Genomic DNA, 19,009 nt, shown 5'->3' with positions numbered 1-19,009 from the left:
TGGGCCCCGGGGTGTCTTCCGCCTGTCAGTCCGCATATGGTAGGAGAGAGAACATCCGTTAATGGGCTTTGAGGAGGCTGGAGCTATGCATATCTGTATTATTGCCCCGGAGCAGTTCCCGGTACCGGGAGACGGGTCTGTGGAGATCTGTATTTGGGCTATTGCCAAACAGCTATCCCAGAGACATAAAGTAACGATACTAAGCCGCAGAACAGCCATCCTTCCCGACTCAGCAGAACTGGAGCAGGTGCGGATCATCCGGCTGGCTTCAGGAACTCCCTCCCGTTACCAGGCTTCTGTGCTTCACTTTCTGGAGGGGGAATCCTTCGATGTCATTCAGGTCGACAATCGTCCGCTGCTTATGGCCGCTGTAAAGCAGCGGCATCCGGAGACCCCGGTACTGCTCTATCTCCACTCCCTAACCTTTGTGCCGGCAGAAGCGAGAATTGCCCGCAGCCTTGCATACGCCAATACCGTTGCGGTCAACAGCAGGTCTTTGCAGAAGCGGCTTTCCAGGCGTTTTCCGGGGCTTTCCAGAAAGCTCAGTGTCGTTCCGCTGGGAGCTGACTTAACCCGCTTCACCCCTGTTGAATTGCCGGAGCGTCTGCTTCTGCGCAGAAAATACCGGCTTCCACCGAAGTTTACTGTATTATTCGTGGGCAGGGTTATCCCGCGCAAAGGAGTGCCGGTGCTAATCCGGGCCATGCAGCATATGAACAAACGTCTGCCCGCCCATCTGATCATCGCAGGCCCTGGCAAACCATTATATATCCGTAAGCTTAGGAGCCTAGCCAGCCGGCTCGGCGTATCCGTAACCTTCCTTGGCACTATCGCCCACGACCATATACACGGCTTGTATCAGGCTGCTGACTGCTTCGTCTGCCCTTCCCAGCGGCATGAATCCTTCGGGCTAGTGAATGTGGAAGCTATGGCCTCTGGCCTGCCCGTTATCGCTTCGAACAATGGCGGTATCCGGGAGATCATCACTTCGGGTCATAACGGTTATCTGGTGGACCGGTACCAGGAAGCATTGCCTTTTGCAAGGGCTATGCTCAGGGTAGGCCGGAATCCCAGCCTGGCGGCAAAGATCGGAATGCAGGGCCGCACCGATGCTCTTCGGACTTTCGAATGGCAGCATACCGCAGCACAATTAGAGGAGCTCTACCGCCTGCTGCTCAAGCCGTAGCCGAGGAGTCGGCCTGACAGGCGCTCCTCTACCCTTGCGACAATGTGTAACACAGGAATTGTGATCATCTTCGCAGGATATAAGCAGCTGAAGCTATTATACTCATATTGTAAGCGTTGCCAATAACAAACTGTGTTAGTTTATACCGCTATCAAGATGCTGGCAACCCCCTACAACAATTATTCGCTGTAGAAAGGGTGCATCCTTATGTTAATGATCAAAGCCATTGTTAGACCTGAGAAAGCGGATGAGGTCATGGCTGAATTAATGCTGGCCGGCTTCCCCTCCATCAGTAAAATGGATTTGCTGGGCCGCGGTAAACAAAAGGGAATTCAAGTTGGAACCAACTACTACAATCAAATCTCCAAAAAGCTGCTGATGATTGTCATCAATGATGATGATAAGGACGATGTCATCAGCATTATTATGAGAACAGCAAGAACCGGCGAACAAGGCTCCTTCGGTGACGGCAAGATCTTTGTACTGCCTGTGCTGGAGACCTTCACGATCAGCAACGGTAAAAATCAACTGTAGCCGCTCAACTTCCTAAGTCATATCTCCATATTAAAGAGGCAGCAAAGCGTCGCTTGGACGGAAATCCCGCTCCAGGAAACGCTCTGCTGCCTCTTCCAATTGTCCCTTAACCTCAAATCATCTGGATGACTGTCAGCACCAGACCCACGACAAAGCCGCATACAGCGCCGTTGACCCGGATCCACTGCAAATCCTTGCCTACTTTATCCTCCAGCATGTTAACGAGGCTTGCATCGTCCATTTGATCCAGGTTTTCCTTGACCAATACACCAAGCCGGAAATGATTAGCCTCTACGATATTAATCAATGAAGTACGAATCCGTTCTTCCCAGCCCTGAATCCACTCCGTCTCCCCGCTGATGCGGCGGACCAGCATGGTATACAGCGCGAACAGCCTGCGCCCGCCGGAACTCCGGTCCTCCTCCAGCATTGCAACTGCCTTGCCCCGGAAAACCTCCAGCTGCTGGTGCAGAAACGCAGCTGCTTCTTCGCCCTGCAGCTCTTGGTGCGCCCAGTCTTTCAGCGCAGTGATCTTCGCTTCGTCATTCACAAGCTGGAAGATGGCGACGCGGATTTCGCGGATCATTTCTTCCCGGTATGGACTGTCTGCTTCGCGGAAATCGCGGATACCTGACTGCAGCATGCCCTGCAGCATTTCTCCCAGCATGTCGGCATCCATAAATCCTACAAAGGCCTGAAAGGCCATCCCCTTCAGCCCGCCAAGCTTTACCTCGGCCAGCTTCTCACTGGCGATCTTGCCCAGCATGGCACGCGTCTCCGGACGCCCGCTCCAGCCGGAAATTCCCTCCAGCGCATAATCAAGGGCAGCGGTATCCTTGCCGTCATTCATCAGCCTGGTCGCGATCCGGTCAGCAGCAACGCCAAGCTCAGCATCCCGGAGATAGTCCGCAAGCGCCGTTTGAAGATACGGCACCGCTTGTTCCACCGGAAGACGCTGCACGAGTGTGCTAAGCTGTCCGAGAATTTCGGTTCTTGCTTTTTTTCGGGACATAAATTTCGTCAGCAGCCCGCTGCCCAGAGAGACAATGCGGACCTTGCGTAGCTTGTTCTCAATGCTTGCCTTGTTCAGCAGTTCATTCTCCATGGCCGAGATCAGCGACTGCACGATTTTGTCCCGGTTCTTGAGCAGCAGCGAGGTATGCGGAATCCGCAGGCCCAGCGGGTGCCGGAACAGGGCGGTAACCGCGAACCAGTCAGCAATCCCGCCGACAAGGCCGGCCTCAAAGCCGCCTCTGAGCAGCTCGGTCGCTATATTTTCCGGTAAAAACAGCGTAATCAGAAAACCGCAGGCCATTACGGCAAGCGATATTGTAGCTAAATTTCTGGATTTCATTTTTTATCCCCCTTACCTAAAAACAATTCACAATGGGCAGTGTAAGCTTAAAAGCGCTCAGGATGCCTGATTGTTGGTCTACCTCACATTGTAACACGACCGGAGTCCTTTCTGAAAATCCTCCACTTACTTGAAAATGGATTTTTTATTTACACAAAATTAATGATAAAATACAAAGAATCATTTCACTCTCCACGATGGGGATAACTTTTGAACGGAAAAGGAGAACACGGCTATGCTGATTGCACTTGATATGGACGGGACACTACTAAATGAAGATGGAAGGATTAGCGCGGAGAACCGCGAGGCTATCCTCCATGCGCAAAGTCTGGGGCATATCGTGGCGATTGCCACCGGACGCTCTTACATGGATGCAGAGCGGCAGCTGCGGCTGGCCGAGCTGGAGTGCCCTGTGGTCAGCCTGAACGGAGCCGTGCTGACACTGCCTGACGGATCCATTGCGGCAAGCCGGCCGCTCGACAAAGAGGATATTATTCCTGCATTGCGCTGGATGAATGAAATTACCGAACTTTATTACGAAGTGTATACCAAGGACAATGTATATGTAGAGCTGGACAAGCGTGTCCGCCTGGAAAAATTATCGGAGCTGAAGGACGAAGACATCCCCGACGGAGTAGGCTGGCTGCTGAAGGCGATGATCGCCAAGCAGTTTCAGCAGGCTGCGGTAACTTACGTAGAGAGCATGGAGGACGTGTGGAGCAAGGAAGACAACCATATCTATAAAGCTCTGGCCTTCTCGCTCAACCCCGAAGTGCTCAAAGAAGCATCTACACGGTTTGCCGCGATTCCCGGCCTGATTATCACTGCTTCGCATGAGAACAATATTGAAATCAACCACAAGGAGGCCAACAAAGGTAACGGTGTAAGCCTCCTGGCTGCCCACTACGGCATTCCGGCTGGACAGGTTGCTGTGATGGGCGACAGCTATAATGATCTCCCGATGTTTGAGAAGGCCGGCTATAAAATTGCCATGGGGAATGCCGCTGCCCTGCTCAAGGAAACCGCCGATTTCATCACACTAAGTAATGTAGAGCATGGTGTGGCCGCCGGAATCCGCCATCTTTTGGAACGGAAGTAGGAGGAGCTCATGATGAATATGTATCCGGGCGTCGCCCAGCTGTATAATAACCGCCTGCTGCGGACGGAGCTGGAGTGCGAACTGTTTGAACAGGCGCTCGAAGGGCTGGCAGGTGATACCGAGGATGCTGTGATCCAGCAGATTTTCAAGGTTTTCGATGATGAGACGGAGCACGAGGAAATGATGTTCAGCCTCGTTCATTTCGTGGAGAGCTGCCACATGGAGATGTACCTGACCCAGCTGCTGGAATCGCTGCCGGAGATGCTCGAGCCTGCCCGGGGCTGGGCCATCGTGCTGAACGAGCGGATCCTGAGCGACGGGATGTTCCGGAAGGAATATGCTGCTATAGCCAAAGGCATGCCTCCACGGGTGAAGCGGGCACTGGCTTTTCTGCTCGAAGAGATCCGGGAGAACAACCCCCGCGGGTACGAGCGCAAAGTGAATTATATGCTTGGGAAGATAAAGTGACGGTTAAGACTGCCGTTAAAAAGGGGCTACTGCTTAAATGATCCTGGATGGGTCCACCCTGCAATTTATCTCATTTCAGCATTTCCCCCTCTGCAGCACCGATCCTCATCGGCGTTCCATCCTCTGGCATAAAAATAACATTTCGCCAAAACAGATACGTGTTATAGTGTAAGTTGGCAAAAATCAACCCGTTAGTGGACTTAAATGAAGGTGAATCTAATGAACAAGCTTTTATTTCATAATATACCGCTGGGCGCAACCGGTGAGCGCATTCCCCAGGCGGCCATCGCTTCAGCCCGGACCAGCCGCGAGATGGTGAAGCCGGAGGAAAGTGATGCCGCTTATTTCCGCAGGCTGGAAGAAGGGGGCATACTGCTCAATCAGCCGCAGATTGCGGCAGTACGCCATCATCAGGGGCCGCTGCTGACACTGGCCGGGGCAGGCTCCGGTAAAACCTCGGTGCTGATCTGCAGGACCGGCTATTTGCTGTCGGTACGGGGCATCTCGCCCAGCCGGATGCTGCTGCTTACCTTCTCGAGTAAGGCGGCTGCAGAAATGCGTGAGCGTATCGCCTTGCTGCCTGGTGTTGAGGAGAGCGATGCCGCCCGTCTCCAGGCCCGCACGTTCCACTCCTTTTTTCTCTATTTCCTGAGAAGACAAGGACTGCGGCAGGACATCTTTCATGAGACACGCCGCCAGCATATCCTGCTGAAGCAGATTATGCGGGAGCTGGGGCTGCCGAAGGATGCCTATCCGCCGGAAATGCTGCTCGCCCTGCTCTCTTCCTGCAAGATGAATATGGGCGAAGCGGAGAATCTGCCGGAGGGCACAACCGCAGAACAGGAAATGAAGGCAATCCTGGTCCTGTACGAGCAATGGAAAACTGATAATTTCAAAATCGATTTCGACGATGTGCTGCTGATCGCATACAAAATGCTGCGGGAGCAGTCCGCGCTGCTGCAAGAGCTGCAGCAGAAATTCCAGTATGTCATGGTCGACGAATTTCAGGATACGAATGCGTTGCAATATGAGCTGGTCAAAATGATAGCCCATCCGCAGCATAATCTGATGGTTGTCGGCGATGATGACCAGACGATCTATTCATTCAACGGCGCGCGCAGTGAGTTCATCCTTGAATTCGAGAAGCTCTACCCGGGCGCCAAGGTAATCACGCTGGATATCAACTACCGCTCCGGCCCGGCTATTGTCGGCCTTGGCAACGGCATCATCCGCCATAACCTGCGGCGGCGCTCCAAAACCCTGCAGGCCGCCAAAAACAACGGCAGCCAGCCCCGGTATCTGCGCCCGCAGACTGCGGACGAGGAAGCCGAGCAGATTGTTGAACATATTGTCAGCCAAGTGGACAGCGGAAACAGGGAATACCGCGATTTTGCCCTGCTCTACCGTGCCTCTAGCAGCAACCGGGCGGTGCTGGAGCTGCTTCTCCTGCGGGATATCCCCTATGTGGATTACGGGGAAGGCCAGCTGCTCTACGAGCACTGGCTGATCTCACCGGTGCTGGATCACCTGCGGCTGTCACTGAACCGGCGCAACTTCGCGGCGATGGAGAACATCCTGCCAACCCTCTATATGAGCCGGGAAAAAGGCATGGACCATATCCGCCGGATGGAGGCCGTCCAGCCCAAGCAAGGACCGCTGATCCATCTCCTGTCGCTGCCAGGCATGGAGGATTTCAAAGGCGCTAAGCTGCGGGACCGGCTGGAGCTGATCCGCGGTCTGGCGGCGTTAACACCGGTGCAGGCAATCCGCCAGATCCGCACGAACTTCTATGACTATTTCATTGAAGCCAATGAACGGCACCAGGCTACACTGCACCGTGAGACGCTCAAGGAAATGCTGGACGAGCTGGAATCCTCAGCAGAACGGTTCGACAGCATCCCGGTCTTCCTCGAATTCATTGCGAACATTACCGAGCGGAATGAGCTGAGCCGCCAGCCCGGCCTGAAGGAGCAGGGCAACCGGATTGCGCTGATGACCATTCACAAATCCAAGGGACTGGAGTTCCCCGTTGTCTTCCTGATCGGCGCATCGGAAGGCATTCTTCCCCACAGTTCGGCGCTCGAAGGCGAGCGGCTGAAGGACCGGAAGACTGCCAAGCCTCCGGCAGCCGGGGCCTTCAAGACCCACAGTGAGTCCGGCTTTGCCGCACTGGAAGAGGAACGGCGGCTCGCCTACGTAGCCGTCACTAGGGCCCGGGAGGAGCTGTTCATCAGCTCACCGGCCAGACACCGGGGGAAGAAAGCGGAAGTCTCCCGCTTTATGCTGTCCGCCTTCCGCGCAGCAGCCGCCCCTTCCCGGCCCGCGCCTGCTTCTGTGGCGGCAACCAGAACCGGCGTGTCCAGATCGTATTCCTCCGGCAGCGGAGCGAATGTACGGATGCATACCGTTCCGGTCTGGAACTGTACCGGCACAAGCTGCCCCGGCTGGACCCGGATGAAGGCAGGCGGGGCCGAGGATCATTTGGCCTCCAAGCCCTGCCCGCTGTGCAGCTCGCCCATGGAGAAAAGCACCCGGGAGGTGCCTGTGTAAGAACCGGACTTCCTCAGGTCCTCAGGCCTGTCTCATCTCATTGCATAAAGAAGGACCATTGCCGTCATGGCAATGGTCCTTCCTGCTTCATGTCCAGGCCCACAAAAAACCGTCGCGGTCCCAGGCGATTCTTCCGCCGTGCAGCTTACGGAAAGCCTTCTTCACGTCCTTAGACAGCGAGGCATTCCCGTTCTCATTAACATACACAAACTGTTCGCCGAAATTGGCCTTAACATATTCAATCGCGGCGGTCTGGTACAGGGTTCCGGTAAAACGGATCTCCTTGACCATCCATTCCGCTACCTCTTGTGCGGTAACTTCCATCAGGCTGCTGCCCCTTTCAAAATGCCATACGCAATATTCCCCATTATAGCATGAATAGGAAAGAAAGCCGTCCCCTGAAAGATCTTGACGCTACCATCTGACCAGACATTAGCGGGAAAACTTCCAGCTAATTCACCCAATTTCGCCTAACATCGTGGTTTAGCGGAAAAAACCTCCACCTAATCCCCTGAGAAATGCTGTTTTATGCCCATACTGGAGGGATTAGGTGGCGAAAATCCAACTAGCGTCACTATTCATCCCGCCCAGGTAAATTTAGGTGGAGGAAATCCAACTAATCCATCAGTCTTGCCGCCTCTTCCATCGGTGCAGCCAAAACGGCGGTGCACATGTACATGTTGAGCAAGGAATAAAACCGCCCGGAATCTTTCCGGACGGTTTAGACGTGAAGGAGCTGAGCTGTCCCTGATTCAGCAAATCAGCAACCCGGCAATTTCCGTGCTACCACCTTGCAGCCTGCTCTTCCTCCTGATGAGGTGCCGCCGGTACAAAAGGCGGCAGCCCCTCCGTGGTCATCGCTTTAGACGGTGCGATTCCCAGGCAATGGCACATTAACGAGGCGAGCAGCAGCTGGGGCAGCGTCCCGGCAGATTTGTCTGGCAGCAGTCCTTCCACACCGTACATGTACAGCGGCACCACCCGTTCAGCCGGCGTTACGCCGCCATGACACCCGTTAGCGTTCATCCCATGATCTGCCGTCACGATCACTGTATAGCCTTCTTCCGTCCACTTCGGCAGCAGTGTGGCGAGCAGCCCGTCCGCCCTGCGGACCGCCAGCTCATACTCCTTACTCTCCCCGCCGGAGCGGTGTCCGGCATCATCAATATTCATCGGGTGAATATAGAGAAAATGCGGATCATAGGCAGTGCGTAAATATTCAGCATCGGCGAATACATGACTGTCCGGATAATGATCCTCAAAGTAAAAGCTGCCATGCTGGATTGGCTTCAGGACATTGTGCTGATGGCGGTCGGCAACAGGATCAAACGGCGCAGAGCTATACAGCTCGCTGACCCAGTGATAGGCCGCTGCAGCTGTGCGCAGATTGGCGGCAACAGCAAGATGAAAGACACTCTCTTCCTGGCTCATTCTGACAATATGATTGGCGGTGATTCCGTTCTTCGACACCGGCGTCCCCGTCAGCAGCACTTCATACAGAGGCCGCGAGAGACTGGGCAGCTCGGACTGTACACTGCAGCAGGACATGCGGCCCTGCTCCACCAGATGCTCCAAGTAACCCATATATTTGCGGGCTGCATCGTACCGCAGTCCGTCCAGCACCACGACGATAAGCTTATTCGCTGATTCCGTCATCGTCAGACTCCCTCCTGTTCCAGCTGCAGCAGCTGGGCCGGGTCCAGCATAAGGGTAACTGCCTCGTCCTCCCGCACGCGCAGCCAGCGTCCGTCATTCAGTAAATCTACGGTTAGGCAAATTCCCGCCGCCTCCACGACAGCCCGGATAATATTGCCGAGCACAGACACAGACTGTACCGTCCCTTTCACTGCAATCATGCCGTCCATGTCATCCTCCGGCTTCTCCCCGTCCGGCAGCAGCCTAAGTGCTTCGGGCCGGATCGCGAAGCTGTCCGCTGTGCTGCGCACGCTGCGGAACAGCGTCAGCGCTTCGGCCCGGGTCAGCACATTGTAGCTGCCCATGAACCGGGCGGCAAATTCCGTCCGCGGCGCTGTATACAGCTGCTCCGGTGAGCCCTCCTGAACAATCCGGCCCTGGTTCATAATGCAGATCCGGTCCGACAGAATGAGCGCCTCTTCCTGGTCATGGGTAACGAACAGCGTCGTCATCCCCAGCCTCCGCTGGATCTGGCGGATCTCCGCCCGCAGGTTCTTGCGGATCTTGGCGTCGAGTGCGCTGAGCGGCTCGTCAAGCAGCAGCAGCTTAGGCTGGACGGCGAGCGAGCGGGCCAGCGCCACCCGCTGCTGCTGGCCCCCGGATAGCGATTGCGGATACATATCGCGCTTCTCTTCAAGATCGACCATCGCGAGCAGCTCCCGGCAGCGGCTGCGCCGCGCCGCAGGAGCCATCCCGCGCATGCGCATCCCGTATTCCACATTCTGGCTGACGGTCAGATTGGGGAACAGCGCATAGGACTGGAACACCATGCCCACATCCCTGCTGCGCGGCGGCAGGCTCGTCAGCTCCCGCCGCTCCAGCACAATGCTGCCGCCATCCAGCTCGGCCAGGCCGGCGATGCAGCGCAGCAGCGTGCTTTTTCCGCAGCCGGACGGACCGAGCAGCGTGACAAGTTCCCCTTCGGCGACACTCAGATCCACCCCATTCAGCACCTGGGCATCCCCGAACCTTTTGCGGATCCCCTCAAGCTTCAAGTAATCGTTCATCCGGTCATTCCCTCCTCCACATGAGCTATCTCTTTCCCAGCGTCCCCAGCCGCATCAGCAGCGCCGACAGCAGAAGAATGAATACAAAATAAGAAATGGCGATCGTGCTGGCCAAATGTCCGCTCTCCCCGACCCGCCTGTACAGATACACCTGAATCGTCTGAATGTGACCGCCGACCAGCATATTCGTCAGCACAAACTCCCCGAACAGCACAGAGAACGAGAGCAGCGCGGATACGATAACACCCGGCCAGATATTCGGCAGAATCACATTCACAAAAGCGCTCCGGCGGCGCGCACCCAGCAGTTCAGCGGCATTCAGCAGTTCAACGGCGGATACGCTCAGCAGGCTGTTGCGGATACCCTGATACATATAGGGAAGAATGACCACAAAATAAGCCCCGACCAGCAAATAGGCGGTTCCCGAAATATTCAGGGGGCCTGAGGAATACGCTCGGATCAGACCCACGGCGGCTACTACACCGGGTACGGCATAAGGCAGAACAACAATCCCCTTCATAAAGCTCTCCCAGCGCGGAAAATAAACCGTGATCACAAACACGGAAGGCAGCATGACCGCGAGGCTCAAGACTACAGTGATCAGACACAGATACAGCGAAGTCCACAACGCCTCCAGGAAGCGGATGTCCTTAAACATCTCGCCAAACCAGCCGAAGGTCCAGGCTTCAGGCAGCAGGGTGTTCTGCCAGTTCTCTGCAAAAGCGTACAACCCCGTTGCCAGCAACGGCAGCAGCAAATAGACCATGAGCAGCAGCATAAACGTACGCGGGGCAAGCCCGCTCCGCCGTGTGTTCATTGTCCCGCCTCCTCCAGGGCCGCAGCCCGTATGCCTGCTGAAGCTTCTCTCCGCCAGGCCCGTTTCCGGGGCGGTTTGCTGGTAAAACCTTCGGTTAGCCGGACCATCCGCTGATTGAGATAAACGGCCAGCAGAGTACTCAGAGCCAGCAGAACAGCCAGTGTGCTGCCCATCTGCGGCTGGGTCACCACATCTCCGGCAACCAGTGAGCCGATACGGACGGCCAGCAGATTATAGTTGCCGCCGACCAGCGCGTAGGCTGTCGCGTAAGCCCCCATCGCGTTAGCGAAGAGGATGCCCAGCGTCCCGAAGATTGCCGGTGACAGCACCGGCAGGCCTACGGTTCTCCAGAATTGCCAGGAGCCTGCTCCGAGCAGAGCAGCCGCTTCCTTCCACTGTTCCCGGATGCCGTAAAAAGCCGGATACAGCAGCAGCAAGGCCAGCGGAATCTGGAAATAGACATAGACCAGAATCAGTCCGGACCAGCTGTAGAGGTTAAAATCCGAGAATACGCTCCAGCCCCACTGCTTGAACAGCAGCGTAAAAACGCCATTGTTGCCGAGCAGAATAATATAAGCAAACGCAAGCGGCACTCCGGCAAAATTCGAGGTCATATTCGAGAGCATCAGCAGCCTATCCCGCACCGCCGGGGTAAACCGGGTGATGCAGTAGGCACACAGCAGGCCGGCCACGATACCGATCACACTGGAGGCGACAGAGATCAGCAGGCTGTTCTTGATCGCCTGCATATAGTAAGCGCTCTGCACAGCATGAAGATAATTACCCAGCGTAAACCCGGTTCCGTCCTCCCTGCGAAAGCTGCCTGTCAGCATGGACAGCAGGGGGACTACCTGAAAAGCGAGCACCATCAGCACAAAGGGAAGCAGGGCCAGAATGACCCCGCGTTGTCTCTGTTTCATCTTCTTCATTTAGTTCAAATGCACAAGCACACGTTCCTGCCACAGCTGCGGGATGCTCTTCGCCGTTTCTTCCCATGCCTTGTAGTCGCTGACCGGCTTAGCGTTGACATATTCCTCTTTCGGCAGCAGCTTAGCCGCTACATCTTCGGGCAGCTTGACGCTGTCGCGGATCGGCCGGGCGTAGCCCTTGGCCAGATTAATCTGGCCCTCATCACTAAGGATGTACTCGCGGATCAGCTTGGCAGCATTCGGATGGGGTGCCCATTTATTGATGATTGTCGCATACCCGCTCACAACACTGCCCTCCTGCGGAATGGCGACGTCAAAGCCGTCCTTGCCGATCTGATCCCGGTAATTCAGCGCATTGAAATCCCAGAGCAGCGTCATTTCCACTTCGCCCTTCTCGATGTTGGCGAGTGAAGCTTCGGCATTGGAGAGCCGGCCTTTTTTAGCCAAATCCTCAAAAAAAGCAATTCCCGGCTCAATATTCGTCTCATCCCCGCCAAAAGCAATTGCTGCGGCGAGCACCGCCATCTGCGCCTGCGCGGCTTTCGTCACATCGCCGACGATGATTTTGTAGCTGCCGTTCTTCAGGTCCTCCCAGCTTTTCGGCGGATCGGCCACCAGCTTAGTGTTGGTCAGGAAGGCGATGCTTCCCTGATAGCCGACAATCCAGTTTCCGTCCTTATCCTTGGCCCAATCGGGAATCTCATCCCAATAGGAGGTTTTATATGGCAGGGTTACCCCTTTATCCACCGCAACGGGACCGAAGGCAATCCCAACATCCCCGATATCGGCTGTCGGCTTGTCCTTTTCTGCCTCGAACTTGGCAATTTCCTCTGCGCTCGACATATCTGTATCTGTATGTGTAATTCCATACTTCCCTGTAATATCAGTCCACGTATCCTTCCAGTTGGCCCAGGAATCCGGCATGCCTACGCTGACCACAGCACCCTCCGTTTTGGCGGCGGCTTCAATTTCGCTTAAGCTCAGCTCCGTTCCTGCAGAATTCCCGGTTTCATCAGCCTTGGCCTCCGAGTTGGAACAAGCGGCAAGCAAGAGGACGAGCAAGGACAACATCAGACCCATAGACAACTGCTGTTTGAATCTCTTTTTCATGATTTCCCGTTCACTCCTAAATTCTTATTTGCGGGCGTTCTCTCTGTTCCAAGCTATTCGCTGCCCAACTGAAGTATATGGGGCCAGTATTTGCCGGGCATTAAGTGAAATAGAAACATTTGTAAACAAAATAGTCCCATCAAGCCTCTTCACATTGATAATAGTTGACCTTAACGTAGAGTGTCTTCATCAGAAATTCAACTTTTGTAAAGTATAATTATACTTTTTCGGTCAATATTGTATAATATGATTACCACTAATAAGGGCGGGTGCATAGAATGAAAGATCTCATAACGGAGGAAAGTATACTACAAGTGCTCAGAGGTTTTAATAAATGGTGGGAGACTGGAAAGGTTCCCGACGACTTTGCTAAGCCTACCAAACGTTTCGCTTACTACGATGCCAAGCAAAGCTTTGAACATATTGATATTCGTCGCCATGTCATTCTGACCGGTCCCCGCCGTGTTGGGAAATCTACTATAATGTATCAGACAATTCATGATTTACTGAATGCGAATGTACCCCAAAAGAATGTAATATATGTTTCTTTTGATCACCCAATATTGAAAATGTCTGAGATGGACAAAATCCTAAAAATTTTCATTAACAATGTTGCCATAGATGAGCACATCTATCTTTTCTTAGATGAAATTCAATATGCACATGATTGGAATGGATGGCTTAAAACCATATATGATACTTTCCCTACTTACCGGGTCATGGCAACAGGGTCAGCAAGTCCTATACTAAGTGAAAAGATGCCGGAGAGTGGAGTAGGAAGATGGACACAAATCAGAATCCCTACCCTTTCATTTTATGAATATCTGGAAATTAGGGAGATTCCAGTTCCTTCAATAGATAAAGCTATAGGACCCACATCGTTAAGTACGATGACATCTGCAGAGTTAACACAGCTTATGAAAGATTTGGAGCCTGTAGAAAAACATTTTCACCGCTATCTTCTAATTGGTGGATTCCCTGAAATTGCCCGGACTGACGACATTAGCTATGCTCAAAGAATCATTAGGGAAGACGTTGTAGATAAAGTATTGAAGCGGGATATGGTTTCTCTATTTAATGTTAGAAATATTGATGAGCTGGAACGAATATTCTTATATCTATGTATGACAACCGGTGACATCATGGAGGCAACCACCATTGCAAGTAATATGGGAATTACGCGACCAACAGTTGTGAAATATATGACTCTTTTAGAACTGGCAAACCTCATTTATATGAGCTACCCTGTACAAATGACTGGAAAAAAACTTCTTAACTCAAAACCAAAGGTTTATCTAGCCGATCCTGCAATTCGCAACGCGGTACTTGTAAAAGGAGAAGAAGTCCTTCAAGACCCGGATCAAATGGGAAAGATCGTAGAATCTGCAGTTTATAAACATATCAGTACATTTTACTATAATTTTAATCCCCGAGTTGGATACTACAGGGATTCCGGGACTCAAAAAGAAATTGATATTGTTATTATGTTACCCAGTTCCAAAATTCTGATCGAAGTGAAATATCGCGAAGATTCTCGTCTTAAGGAAACCGAAGCAATCGTAGACTGGTCACAAAAAGATGGACCTGCGGCGTCACTATTAATTACAAAAAACAGTGATGATTTCGGGCTTTTTGGTCATACGCCTATCATGAGAATACCGGCTTTTGCATTTCTTTATTTGCTGGGTCATGCAGAAAAGCATCGATACAAAAAAATAATTTAAGATGGTTATGAACCTTTGCTCAAATATGATCTACCCGGATTGCAAAAAGCTGTCGAGATTTTCTCGGCAGCTTTTTAATACAGATATTCTACTATAAGAAAATATATACCTGTTCTTCAACCAGCTAGCGCTTCCGCGCCGCCACACTGACTACACCATAGCGGTACAGCACCTTGCGGCCGAACCAGCCGAACAGCCGGTCGGTGAAGAAGCCCATAAAGCCCAGACAGAACAGCCCCACAAAAATCCAGTCCGTGCGGAAGAACAGGCGGGAGTTCCAGATCAGATAGCCCACGCCTTCGTTCGAGGCAATCATCTCGGCGCCGATAATTGCCATGTAGGAGGTCCCCATCGCCAGCCGTATCCCGGTGAAAATATAAGGCGTTGTCGCCGGAACAATCACATGCAGCAGGATCTGCCATTCACTGGCCCCCATGCTGCGGGCGGAACGGATTTTGTCCTCCTCCACCGACATTACGCCGGTCAGCGTATTCAGCACCACGATGAAGAAGGTCGCGTACAGGATCAGAGCGATTTTTGACTGCTCGCCGATGCCGAACCAGACCAGGAACAGGGTGATGAAGGCGATCGGCGGAATAAAACGGATAAAATTCAGAAACGGCTCGGCAAAAATCCGGATGATATTCACCTTCCCGATGATCAGCCCGACCGGAATTGCCAGCAGACTGCCCAGCACCCAGCCTACCAGCACCCGGTAAAAGCTGATTCCGATATACTGCATCAGGGTGCCGTCGCTCACCAGCTCCCGCCCGCCTTTTAGCGTAGCCCACGGACCGGGGATCACATCAGGCCCGTATATTGCGGCGCCCAGCTGCCAGATGCCGAGCGCGACAATCCACAGCAGGGAGACGGAGACCCATTTTTTCTCCACCCATTTCATCAGGTGTCACCCCCTTATCCTATTCTTCGAAATGTCCTTGAATTTGGTTATAGAGCGAGTAGAATTCCGGTGAGGCCACATCCCGCGGAAACGGCAGCGCATTGTCATAAATATCAGTAATGTTGGATGAAGGACCAACGGACATAATGCCAATTCGCTCTCCCAGCAGCAAAGCCTCCTGAATATCATGCGTTACGAAAATAACCGTCTTATGCGTTTCCCGCCAGATGTTGACCAGCTCCTTCTGCATCGTCCGCCGGGTCATCGCATCCAGGGCGCCGAAGGGTTCATCCATCAGAAGAATCGCCGGATCATTCGCCAGTACTCGGGCCAGCTGCACCCGCTGCTTCATGCCTCCGGACAATTCCTTCGGGAACTTCTCCTCATGCCCGTTCAGCCCGACAAGTCCGATGTAGCGGTCAGATATCCTGCGGCGTTCCGCTTTGGGCGTCTTCTTCATCCTGAGTCCGAATTCCACGTTCTCACGAACGGTCAGCCATGGGAACAGGGAGGAATCCGCCTGCTGGAACACCACCGCACGGTCTCTGCCCGGTCTGTCGATCTCAACATTATCCACCTTCAGATTGCCCCCGGATTTGGAGACAAACCCCGCGATCATATTCAGCAGTGTCGATTTCCCGCAGCCGCTCGGGCCGAGCAGAACGAAGAATTCGCCGCCTCTGATCACAAGATTCACATCTTTGATAATGTAATGAACGTCTCCGGCTGTCTGCTCACTATAGCTTTTCCGGAGCTTCTCAATCTGAATGGTGTGCTGGCTCTGACTCACTAGTGTAGACATTTGGACACCTCCTAAAAGTTTTGTGAGCGTTGCTTCCTGGCTTAGCTTCGTTCAAAACTTGCTTCGGAAGCAGAGGCTTATATAGATTGCCACCGCTCCTACAGTTCCAAAATTCCCTTCCGCCACTTTTCCTTAAATGTTATATTTCAAGTTCAAGCTATTTCCCGTAAGTCACTGTATCCGGCAGAACCTGCTTCAGCGGCTCCAGATTCAGCGTGCTCTCCAGATCGAAGTCCTTCTCGATGATTCCCGCATCAATCATGTATTTCTTCTGGCCGGCCAGACTGTCATAAGCAGCAGGGGTAAAGCCGATAATCCAAGGATTCAGAGGCAGATCCTTCAGCGTATTCTCCTTCGGCTGCTTCACTTCCGCATACATAAGATCCGCCACTTCGTCAGGATGGGCCTGGGCGTAGGCGGAGGCCTCATCCACTGCTGCCAGGAATTCACCGATACCCTTGGGATTCGCCTTGACAAACTCGTCTCCGCTCACAAGTCCCATGCCCAGCCGCACAGGGGTTTTGGACATATCGCTTAGCTCATGTACACCTTGGAGCGCAGCCAGCTTATCCACCAGCGCCGACCCGATCACCCATGCTGCGTCAATGTCACCCTGTTTCAGGGCAATAAAAGCTTCGTCAAAACCGCCCTGTCCGGTTAACGTCACATCACTCAGCGCAATCCCCTGCTCCTTCAGGTACTCATCCCACAGATATGGAATAAATGTTCCCCGGATGAAGCTGAGATTCTTGCCCTTCAGATCAGCCGCAGACTGGATATCGTCCCTTACGTAGAGCTTCCAGGCCGCAGCAGCCTGATCGGTAGCCTGGCCGGCAGACGCGATAATCGAATAGCCGCCCTTGGACACCGCGTTCAGCACCGGAAAGTCTGCACCGTATGCTACATCCACCTGTTTAATGAACAGTGCGTTAACCCCTTCCGCCGGCGAAGCGAAGGTGATGATTTCAGCGTCGATGCCATGCTTTTTGAAAAAGCCTTTATCCGCCGCTACCCGGAAAACCGGGTTAGTGTTGGTGTCGGCGATTTTGATCTTCAGTGTCTTCGGCTGATTGCCCGCAGCCTCTCCAGAGGCAGCCGCATCTCCCTTGGAGCTGCAGCCAGACAGGATAACAACAAGAGATATAGATAAGAGCAGGAATGCTGAACCGTACCATGATTTTTTCAAAACGATGCACCTCTTCGCTTAATTAGTGATCTAGCCTTTTTTCTGAAGAACGCCCTCTTCTGCGGTTGCCACACAAGCGGCGCCCTCCATGAACGGCAGGGTTGTGGCGACACTTACTACTGAATCTGATCCCTTGGGTGCGGCACCCGGTACTCTGAAGCTGGTTACATCGATGGGCTCAATCTCCGTTTCCTGCGGTTTCTCAAGCTGCGGTACCCAGCTGTAAGGCACACGGTAGGAGCGGTAGACCATGTTGGTGTTTCTGCCGTCTTTATAAGGGGAGATATATTCCCAGACAATTTCATGCTCTGCCGTAACCTCAAACAATCTGCCGTTTGAACCCTCCGTGATCAGTGTATTGCCGTTCACGAGGCGCTGGGCCGAGCTGATATAGGGACTGTAGAATTTATAAGAGTCGGTAGGTACAGAGAATCCGGCTTCTGCCGAGGTATACTGCCATTCGATCTCAAAGGTGACCGGATTAATCTCCAGAACCCGTGAGTGGTCGCGCACGGCATTCTTCTGCCCGTAGGGTGACGCAGGGTTAGGTAAACCGTAACCGCCCCAGCCGCCGTTATCGAATACGAGCAGGTTGCCTTCGCCCGGCAGCCCCTTCGGAATGATGTGGGCATGATGCTGGCCGATAATCCAGCCGATATGCTTCACTTCAGGCAGGTTATAGTCGGGGCCGAGCCGCCAGACAATCGCGCCTGTTGCCCGGTCTGTAATAGCGATAATGTTCGCTTCCCGGGCATCCCAGATGATGTTGTCCGGGTGGAATCGTTCATCCCCGTTATCGTAGAATTTGTTCGGTCCTACATAGGAAGCCGAGTTGATGTGCAGCCAGTCGCCTACTCCACCGCCCAGATGGCCGAAGGAGCGTGTATTCGGATCGCGGAACAGTACATTCCGAGCCGCTTCATCAAATCCAAGCTCCGCAAAATGGTCGCTGGCTGCCCATTCCCAGATCACATTGCCTTCAAAATCCACTTCGAGAATCGTATCATCCAGCAGTTCCTTGTTGGAGATTTCGTGGTTGTGCAGGTTTTTGTGGGCCAGAATCAGCGTCTTGCCGCTGTTCACCTTAGGTTCAAGGCCCGGAGCATAATAGCCTACCGGATTGCCTTCCCGCTGATAGTCATGATGCTGGCGCGCATACCACAGCGGTTCGTAGCCAGGGTCCTCGATGTGCTCATAGCCGTTGAATTTCCAGACAATATTGCCGTCCCAATCGACCTGCACCAGATCGACATTATCCTGAATGCCGAACTTCGGATCTCTACGTCCTGTACTGCCCAGCACATAGCCGCCCGGGAGGATTTTGGCCGGGAAGCCGAGCAGGCCCTTCCACAGATGCACCTCTTTACCGTTCATGTCAATCAGTACAACGCCTTCTTCGCCTGCCTGATAGACGGTATAGCCGCTCCATGCCTTGGCCGGGTTATACACTGTAGCGCCTGTCGGATAAATTGTTGAGTGTCCCATGATTATCTCTCCTCAAAGTTTTGTTAGGTGTTCTACATTGAATTAGCTTCGTACAAAACTCGCATCGGAAGCATACGCTAAATTTTTTGTGAGGATACACTTCTTGAATAAGCTTCGAACAAAAAATCGCTCCGGAAGCATACGCAAATTTTTTTGTGAGCT

17 protein-coding genes are annotated in these 19,009 nt (G+C 53.2%); 6 read left to right on the top strand and 11 right to left on the bottom strand.

Annotated features, from left to right (window positions below; genetic code table 11):
* The first annotated feature begins 85 nt into the window (after positions 1-85).
* Together JRJ22_RS01785 and JRJ22_RS01780 are read left to right on the top strand one after the other, a co-directional pair.
* Positions 86-1,186 (top strand): glycosyltransferase family 4 protein, encoded by a 1,101-nt coding sequence (locus JRJ22_RS01785; protein ID WP_206102885.1) that lies wholly within the window; start codon positions 86-88, stop codon positions 1,184-1,186.
* Positions 1,187-1,393: 207 nt separating this feature from the next.
* Entirely contained in the window at positions 1,394-1,720 is a 327-nt protein-coding gene (locus tag JRJ22_RS01780) for a P-II family nitrogen regulator (RefSeq protein WP_206102884.1), read from the top strand.
* 112 nt (positions 1,721-1,832) lie between these two features.
* Here JRJ22_RS01780 and JRJ22_RS01775 read toward each other — a convergent pair whose 3' ends face one another.
* Positions 1,833-3,074 carry a DUF445 domain-containing protein gene (locus tag JRJ22_RS01775; RefSeq protein ID WP_206102883.1) on the bottom strand — a complete coding sequence of 414 codons (1,242 nt, stop codon included), beginning with the start codon at positions 3,072-3,074 and terminating at the stop codon, positions 1,833-1,835.
* A gap of 235 nt (positions 3,075-3,309) precedes the next feature.
* On the opposite strand from JRJ22_RS01775, the gene JRJ22_RS01770 reads away from it, so the two are divergent.
* From JRJ22_RS01770 to JRJ22_RS01760, 3 genes are all read left to right on the top strand, one after another.
* Complete coding sequence (locus JRJ22_RS01770; RefSeq protein WP_206102882.1) at positions 3,310-4,173, top strand: Cof-type HAD-IIB family hydrolase; 864 nt, start codon at positions 3,310-3,312, stop codon at positions 4,171-4,173.
* 9 nt (positions 4,174-4,182) lie between these two features.
* Complete coding sequence (locus tag JRJ22_RS01765) at positions 4,183-4,641, top strand: Imm30 family immunity protein (protein WP_206102881.1); 459 nt, start codon at positions 4,183-4,185, stop codon at positions 4,639-4,641.
* A gap of 219 nt (positions 4,642-4,860) precedes the next feature.
* On the top strand, positions 4,861-7,191 hold the full coding sequence (locus JRJ22_RS01760; RefSeq protein ID WP_206102880.1) for a UvrD-helicase domain-containing protein: 2,331 nt from the start codon (positions 4,861-4,863) through the stop codon (positions 7,189-7,191).
* A gap of 87 nt (positions 7,192-7,278) precedes the next feature.
* Here JRJ22_RS01760 and JRJ22_RS01755 read toward each other — a convergent pair whose 3' ends face one another.
* The 6 genes from JRJ22_RS01755 to JRJ22_RS01730 all read right to left on the bottom strand — a co-directional run bounded on the left by JRJ22_RS01755 (position 7,279) and on the right by JRJ22_RS01730 (position 12,749).
* On the bottom strand, positions 7,279-7,515 hold the full coding sequence (locus JRJ22_RS01755) for a DUF6953 family protein (protein WP_206102879.1): 237 nt from the start codon (positions 7,513-7,515) through the stop codon (positions 7,279-7,281).
* 459 nt (positions 7,516-7,974) lie between these two features.
* A complete protein-coding gene (locus tag JRJ22_RS01750) occupies positions 7,975-8,847 on the bottom strand; it encodes an alkaline phosphatase family protein (protein ID WP_206102878.1) in 873 nt (290 codons plus the stop codon).
* A 2-nt stretch (positions 8,848-8,849) separates the two neighbouring features.
* Positions 8,850-9,893: an ABC transporter ATP-binding protein gene (locus JRJ22_RS01745; protein WP_206102877.1), complete on the bottom strand. Its 1,044-nt coding sequence runs from the start codon at positions 9,891-9,893 to the stop codon at positions 8,850-8,852.
* A gap of 25 nt (positions 9,894-9,918) precedes the next feature.
* Entirely contained in the window at positions 9,919-10,710 is a 792-nt protein-coding gene (locus tag JRJ22_RS01740; protein ID WP_206102876.1) for an ABC transporter permease, read from the bottom strand.
* Positions 10,707-11,630 (bottom strand): ABC transporter permease, encoded by a 924-nt coding sequence (locus JRJ22_RS01735; RefSeq protein WP_232381147.1) that lies wholly within the window; start codon positions 11,628-11,630, stop codon positions 10,707-10,709. The genes JRJ22_RS01740 and JRJ22_RS01735 overlap by 4 nt, the downstream gene beginning before the upstream one ends.
* Positions 11,631-11,639: 9 nt before the next feature.
* Positions 11,640-12,749 carry an ABC transporter substrate-binding protein gene (locus JRJ22_RS01730; protein ID WP_206102875.1) on the bottom strand — a complete coding sequence of 370 codons (1,110 nt, stop codon included), beginning with the start codon at positions 12,747-12,749 and terminating at the stop codon, positions 11,640-11,642.
* Positions 12,750-13,027: 278 nt separating this feature from the next.
* Between JRJ22_RS01730 and JRJ22_RS01725 the strand changes: the two genes are divergently transcribed.
* Positions 13,028-14,473: an ATP-binding protein gene (locus JRJ22_RS01725; protein ID WP_206102874.1), complete on the top strand. Its 1,446-nt coding sequence runs from the start codon at positions 13,028-13,030 to the stop codon at positions 14,471-14,473.
* Between the two features lie 124 nt (positions 14,474-14,597).
* On the opposite strand, the gene JRJ22_RS01720 is transcribed toward JRJ22_RS01725, so the two are convergent.
* The 4 genes from JRJ22_RS01720 to JRJ22_RS01705 all read right to left on the bottom strand — a co-directional run bounded on the left by JRJ22_RS01720 (position 14,598) and on the right by JRJ22_RS01705 (position 18,847).
* Complete coding sequence (locus tag JRJ22_RS01720; RefSeq protein ID WP_206102873.1) at positions 14,598-15,374, bottom strand: ABC transporter permease; 777 nt, start codon at positions 15,372-15,374, stop codon at positions 14,598-14,600.
* Positions 15,375-15,393: 19 nt separating this feature from the next.
* Complete coding sequence (locus tag JRJ22_RS01715) at positions 15,394-16,176, bottom strand: ABC transporter ATP-binding protein (protein ID WP_206102872.1); 783 nt, start codon at positions 16,174-16,176, stop codon at positions 15,394-15,396.
* A 157-nt stretch (positions 16,177-16,333) separates the two neighbouring features.
* Complete coding sequence (locus tag JRJ22_RS01710; protein ID WP_206102871.1) at positions 16,334-17,362, bottom strand: ABC transporter substrate-binding protein; 1,029 nt, start codon at positions 17,360-17,362, stop codon at positions 16,334-16,336.
* 30 nt (positions 17,363-17,392) lie between these two features.
* Positions 17,393-18,847 (bottom strand): aryl-sulfate sulfotransferase, encoded by a 1,455-nt coding sequence (locus JRJ22_RS01705; protein WP_206102870.1) that lies wholly within the window; start codon positions 18,845-18,847, stop codon positions 17,393-17,395.
* Between the last annotated feature and the right edge of the window lie 162 nt (positions 18,848-19,009).

Origin of the sequence: Paenibacillus tianjinensis, from assembly GCF_017086365.1 — a bacterium.
GTDB classification, from domain to species: Bacteria; Bacillota; Bacilli; order Paenibacillales; family Paenibacillaceae; genus Paenibacillus_AQ; species Paenibacillus_AQ tianjinensis.
The sequence above is the reverse complement of the archived record's forward strand: the minus strand, read 5'-3'. Positions and strand labels throughout refer to the sequence as shown.